The 6151-nt window shown below is 46.2% G+C and carries 5 protein-coding genes; all 5 read left to right on the plus strand.

The window, feature by feature from the left end:
• On the plus strand, nt 1–2761 hold a 2761-nt coding region (gene dnaE, locus A3761_RS11105), incomplete at its 5' end, for a DNA polymerase III subunit alpha (RefSeq protein ID WP_068750220.1).
• 128 nt (nt 2762–2889) lie between these two features.
• Nucleotides 2890–3840, plus strand: coding sequence for an acetyl-CoA carboxylase carboxyl transferase subunit alpha (gene accA / locus A3761_RS11110; protein WP_068511446.1), 951 nt, complete (start codon nt 2890–2892; stop codon nt 3838–3840).
• Nucleotides 3841–3869: 29 nt separating this feature from the next.
• The gene (tilS, locus tag A3761_RS11115) at nt 3870–5240 is read left to right on the plus strand and encodes a tRNA lysidine(34) synthetase TilS (RefSeq protein WP_068511445.1); all 1371 of its coding nucleotides are present in this window, start codon (nt 3870–3872) and stop codon (nt 5238–5240) included.
• 210 nt (nt 5241–5450) lie between these two features.
• Complete coding sequence (gene rpsF / locus A3761_RS11120) at nt 5451–5891, plus strand: 30S ribosomal protein S6 (RefSeq protein WP_068511443.1); 441 nt, start codon at nt 5451–5453, stop codon at nt 5889–5891.
• A 20-nt stretch (nt 5892–5911) separates the two neighbouring features.
• Entirely contained in the window at nt 5912–6142 is a 231-nt protein-coding gene (gene rpsR, locus A3761_RS11125; RefSeq protein WP_068511441.1) for a 30S ribosomal protein S18, read from the plus strand.
• Nucleotides 6143–6151 lie beyond the last annotated feature (9 nt).

A 6151-nucleotide genomic window follows, 5' to 3' on the forward strand; every position in this document is an offset into this window, starting at 1 on the left:
CTGCAATGTGGAAATTCGTTTGGGCGAGTACTTTCTGCCTCAATATCCCGTGCCTGAAGGCATGACAATGGATGAGTTTTTTCGCAAGCTTTGTCATGACGACCTGGATGAGCGCTTAAAAGTAATTTTGGCTAATTGTCCTGAAGACGAGCTTGAGGAACGGCGAAAACCTTATCTGGATCGCTTGAAATTTGAACTCGATATCATTCTTCAGATGGGGTTTCCCGGCTATTTTCTGATCGTAATGGACTTTATTAAATGGGCGAAGGATCATGATATCCCTGTTGGCCCGGGTCGTGGTTCAGGTGCTGGTTCACTTGTTGCATATGTATTGAAAATTACCGACCTGGATCCCTTGCAATACGATCTACTATTCGAACGTTTCTTGAACCCGGAACGTGTCTCGATGCCTGACTTTGACGTTGACTTCTGTATGGATGGGCGAGACCGGGTTATCTCTTATGTTGCTGATCATTACGGCAGGGATGCGGTATCGCAGATTATTACCTTTGGTACGATGGCAGCAAAGGCTGTGGTGCGAGATGTTGCGCGTGTGCAGGGTAAATCTTACGGTTTGGCTGACCGGCTTTCGAAGATGATTCCTTTCGAAATCGGCATGACTTTGTCAAAGGCGATTGAGCAGGAACCGACCTTAAAAACTTTTCTTGATGAAGACGAAGAAGCCCAGGAGATCTGGGAAATGGCTGTCTGTCTAGAAGGGATTACGCGTAACGTCGGTAAGCACGCCGGTGGTGTTGTTATCGCACCGACTAAACTGACAGACTTTGCTGCACTTTATTGTGATGAAGAAGGCGGTGGCCTGGTTACCCAGTTCGATAAAAATGATGTTGAAGATGCAGGCCTGGTTAAGTTCGACTTCTTGGGGCTTCGTACTCTAACTATCGTTGACTGGGCTTTGAAGATGATTAACCCTCGCTTGGCAGCGAAAGGTAAAGAGCCTATTAATATTGACCATATCCCACTGGATGATAGGCCCTCTTTTGAATTGCTGAAGTCAGCAGAAACAACGGCGGTATTCCAGCTGGAATCCCGTGGTATGAAAGACTTGATTCGTCGACTTCAGCCAGACAACCTTGAAGATATGATCGCACTGGTTGCACTATTTAGACCGGGGCCTTTGGAGTCAGGCATGGTTGATGACTTTATCAACCGTAAGCATGGGCGGGCAGAAGTAGCCTATCCTCATCCTGACTTTCAGCATGAGAGTCTGAAAGGCATTCTAGAACCGACTTACGGTGTTATTGTCTATCAGGAACAGGTTATGCAGATTGCACAGACCTTGGCAGGATATACGCTAGGTGGCGCGGATATGCTGCGTCGTGCAATGGGTAAGAAAAAACCGGAAGAAATGGCTAAGCAGCGCGATACCTTCCGTGAAGGTGCTGCGTCAATTGGTGTTGACCCAGACCTCGCCATGAAAATATTCGACTTGGTAGAAAAGTTTGCGGGCTATGGTTTTAACAAGTCTCACTCAGCGGCCTATGCGGTCGTTTCCTATCAAACATTGTGGCTAAAGACTCATTTTCCTTCAGAGTTTATGGCTGCGGTACTGACTGCCGATATGCAAAATACCGACAAGGTGGTGACCTTAGTCGAAGAGTGTCGTCAGATGAAAATCTCTTTGGTGCTGCCGAATGTCAATGTCAGTCAATATACCTTTACCGTTGATGACGATCTTCAGGTTGTCTACGGTTTGGGTGCCATTAAAGGCTTAGGGGAAGGGCCCGTTGAGAGTGTCTTGGAAGCCAGGGAAGAGGGCGGACCATTTAAAAGTCTGTTTGATTTTTGTGACCGGGTAGATTTGAAGAAGGTGAATAAGCGAGCTCTGGAAGCATTGATCCGAGCCGGTGCCATGGATTCGATTGGCCCGAGCCGCGCGAGGATGATGGAAAGTATTACCGAAGCAGTACAACGCGCTGACCAGAATGCCAGAAACCAAAATGCGGGTATGATGGATATGTTTGGCGAGGTTGTTCCTGACGAAGATGAGGATGTCTACGCAAGTTCAGAAGGTGTTCGTGAGTGGAGTGAAAAAGAGCGGCTAGGGCAGGAAAAAGACACCTTGGGCTTATACCTGACAGGTCACCCTTTTGATGAGTATGAAAAAGAGGTTAGGCGTTTTGCTCCGAACTCTATATTAAACCTTAAGTCCAGTCGTAATCGGACGACGGTAGTGGGTTTGATTGTTGAAATTCGGGTAATGAAGAATAAACGTGGCCAGACCATGTGCTTCGTTACTTTGGATGATCGTAGTGCACGAATTGAGGCGACACTATTTGCGGATACATTTGACGAGTGTCGCGAGGCTATTCAAAAGGATGAGGTGGTTGCTGTTTCTGGTGTAGTGAGTCTTGATGACTATTCCGGAATGCTGAAGATGCGAGTTAGCCAGGTACAAAGTATTGCTTCAGCGAGAATTAACTTTGCCAAGAATATCTCTATCAGTATTAGTCAGGCGCAGTGTGCTGACGGAATGCTAGAAAGCGTTAAGAGTAAGTTGGAACCTTATCGTTGTACTCAGCCAGTACCTGCTGCACCAGCAATGCTTGGTGAGGGGGCAATGGTGCGAGAAGAAGAGTCGCTTCAGCCAGCAGGTTGTAAGGTTGCCTTAAGCTACCAGCGACCTGATGTGAGTGCGGTTATCGAATTTGGTGATAGCTGGCGGGTTGAGCCTGCTGACGAATTGTTTCAAGAGTTAGAGTATTTGCTGGGTGAAGGGAAGGCGCAGCTCGTTTATTAGCCTCATATTTTTTTTATGTTGTGGCGGGATTTTCACTTATGCTGTCTGGTAAGGCGGCGAAAAAAAAGTAACAATAGCCCCCTCAAATCTAATGGAAGAGTCAGTTAGCCAGACTAAAGCGGTTTATTATGAATTTATACTACCTTGATTTTGAACAGCCCATTGCAGAGCTGGAAGAAAAAATAGAAGAACTTCGCTTGGTCGGCAGTGATCAGGAGCTCAATATTCAAGAAGTGATTGAGCGTCTTGAGCATGAATGCGAGATTCGTACAAAAGATATTTTTGCGAATCTTAATGCTTGGGATGTCGCGCGCTTGGCTAGACATCCAAAGCGTCCTTATACGCTTGATTACATTGAGCAGATTTTCACAGACTTTGATGAGTTGCATGGTGATAGAACTTATGCTGATGATCAGTCGATTGTAGGTGGTATTGCTCGGCTTGAAGGGCGTCCAGTAATGATTATTGGTCATCAGAAAGGGCGCGAAGTTAAAGAAAAGGTCAAGCGTAACTTTGGTATGCCCCGGCCAGAGGGTTACCGCAAGGCTTGTCGCCTTATGGAGCTAGCTGAACGTTTTTCCTTGCCTATTATCACCTTTATAGACACGCCAGGTGCCTACCCGGGAATTGGTGCTGAAGAGCGCGGCCAAAGCCAGGCGATAGCTCATAATCTAGCTGTCATGTCTCGGCTTAAAACGCCAATTATATCCACTGTTATTGGTGAAGGTGGTTCTGGTGGCGCGCTGGCTATTGGTGTCTGTGATCGTCTAAATATGCTTCAGTACTCAACTTATTCTGTTATTTCCCCTGAGGGTTGTGCCTCCATTCTGTGGAAAAGTGCTGAGTATGCAGCTGATGCGGCTGAAGCGATGGGGGTTAACGCTCAACGTCTGAAAGAATTAGGTCTGGTTGATGGCGTCATAGAGGAGCCTTTAGGCGGTGCACATAGAAATATGCCCGAGATGGCTACTCAATTGAAGGCTCAGCTTATTGCAGGGCTTGATGAACTTTCGGCTTTAGATACTGAAGAATTAATGGATCAGCGCTATCAACGTTTAACGGCCTACGTTAAAGAGTAAATAGTCAAATAGGGTGCTCTGTGAGTGAGATGAAGGTTTCCCCGGTGATCTTGCAGGCATTAAAAAGAGTGCCCGAGTCCAAACGCTATGTTGTTGCCTTGAGTGGTGGCTTGGACTCTATCGTGCTCTTGCATACTTTTCGTTTATTAAACCCCTCCTTAGCTTTATCAGCAATACATGTTCATCATGGGCTTAGTAAAAACGCAGACGACTGGGCTCGTCATTGTCAGCAGGTGTGCCAGGAGCTATCTATTCCTTGCTATGTAGAGCGTGTATCAGTTACTGCGAGTGGTGAAGGGCTAGAGGCCGCAGCCAGGAAGGCTCGTTACGAAGTTTTCGAGAGGCTGCTAAATGATGGTGATGTGTTGCTCCAGGGTCATCATCAAAACGATCAGGCTGAAACGGTGTTGATTAGGGCATTGCGCGGTAGTGGTGTTAAGGGCTTATCGGCTATTCCGCCTAGCAGGCTTATGTCTTGTGGAACTGTTATTTATCGCCCTTTGCTTGAGGTCTCGAGAAGGGCTTTAGAGTTAGAAGCGGAAGGTTTGGGTCTGAAGTGGGTCGAGGATGAAAGCAATAGTGATTCAGTCTTTGATAGAAACTTTCTGAGGAATGAAATTCTCCCTCTACTTGAACAGCGTTGGCCAAATTCTACCGAGGCTCTTGCGCAGGTTGCGTGTAAAGCAAGTGAAACGCAAAGCTTTATTGATGATTGGTGTGTAAAGCAATTTGATTCTGGCTTGTTGCTTGAGCGCGCTCAGGGTGAAAAAGTCATCGATATCTCAGTTTTATCATCTTATAGAGAGAGAGATCAGAAGATCTTGTTACGAGCTTGGATTGATAACTTTGATTGCCCGCAGCCTTCAGAGCGTATATTGGGAAGAGTTTTTACTGAGCTGATTTCAGCCAAGCCAGATGCTAATCCTATTGTCCAATGGTCAGGTTTTGAATTGCGCCGTTATCTAGGGGGAATTTATTGCCAGCGTAAACCTGTGGGCGGCAGTGAATCTTATAGCGAAACTCGGCAATTTAAGCGGCGTGGTCAAGTTTATAATGTTGAAATTGCAGCTCAGAATATATCGTGTGCTTATGAAAGTGGGGATGTAAGCATGCAGGCTGATTCAGGTCGTATACAGCTCGCCGTGCCCGGGGCAGGTTTTGAGTTGCAGATAAAATCTCGTGCTGGAGGGGAGTCGCTCAGGACTAGACCTGACGGGCCGGGGCGTAGCCTTAAAAGCCTTTTTCAAGAAGCGGGTATTCCTCCTTGGCGACGTGATACTTATCCTTTGATTTATATTGATGGTGTACTGGCGGCAATTGGAAACTTGTGGATAGGTGCGGGTTTTCATGCAGAGTCCGGGCTTCCTGTTCTAAGCGTTTACTTCAATAATAAGTATTAATGGTGAGTCATTAGGCGATAAGGTCTCGAACTTACTGCAAAGGTCTTGCACCTTGATGGTTTTATCTCTAGAATATCGCGCTCTAAAATCTGCGGGGAGCTTATACCTTTCTTATGGAAGGAATAGACTTTACCGTGTACTTGTAACTCCTTGCTTTTTAAACGGCCGATGTGGTCGACATTAAAAGGCTATTACCCGAAGGGAGAAAATATGCGTCATTACGAGATCGTATTCTTGGTGCACCCTGATCAAAGTGAACAGGTTCCAGGAATGATTGAACGTTATACTGGTGTTATCAAAGATAGCGGTGGCCAGGTTCACCGTCTAGAAGACTGGGGTCGCCGTCACTTGGCTTACCCAATCAACAAAATCCACAAGGCACACTACATTTTGATGAATATCGAATGTGGCGGCGATGCTTTGGGTGAGTTGGAGCACAACTTCCGTTTTAACGATGCCATCATTCGTGATTTGGTTATTCGTCAGAAGGAAGCGATTACTGAAGAATCTCCTATTAAAGCTTCTCAAGGTAGAGATGACCGTCGCTCTGCGCCTAAGCGCCCAGCTGAACAAGAGTCAAGCTCTGAAGAATCTGTAGAGAAAGTTGAAGATGCAAGCGCTGGTGACAGCGAAGCGGCATCAGAAGAGTAATTTAATTTTAGGAGAAGACTATGTCTCGCTTTTTTCGTCGTCGTAAGTTTTGTCGCTTTACGTCTGAAGGTGTAAAACAAATCGATTATAAAGATTTGGACACTTTGAAAGGTTATGTCACAGAAACTGGTAAAATCGTACCAAGCCGTATTACTGGCACAAAAGCTCGTTACCAGCGTCAGCTAGCAACTGCTATCAAGCGCGCTCGTTACTTGGCACTTTTACCTTACACAGACAATCACCACGAATAAGACCGGGTA

The organism is Oleiphilus sp. HI0123 (genome assembly GCF_001635315.1).

Bases quoted from the DNA above. Each gene is read 5' to 3' on its own strand.
- accA (WP_068511446.1), top strand. From the start codon at position 2,890: ATGAATTTATACTACCTTGATTTTGAACAGCCCATTGCAGAGCTGGAA.
- rpsF (WP_068511443.1), top strand. From the start codon at position 5,451: ATGCGTCATTACGAGATCGTATTCTTGGTGCACCCTGATCAAAGTGAA.
- tilS (WP_068511445.1), top strand. From the start codon at position 3,870: ATGAAGGTTTCCCCGGTGATCTTGCAGGCATTAAAAAGAGTGCCCGAG.
- rpsR (WP_068511441.1), top strand. From the start codon at position 5,912: ATGTCTCGCTTTTTTCGTCGTCGTAAGTTTTGTCGCTTTACGTCTGAA.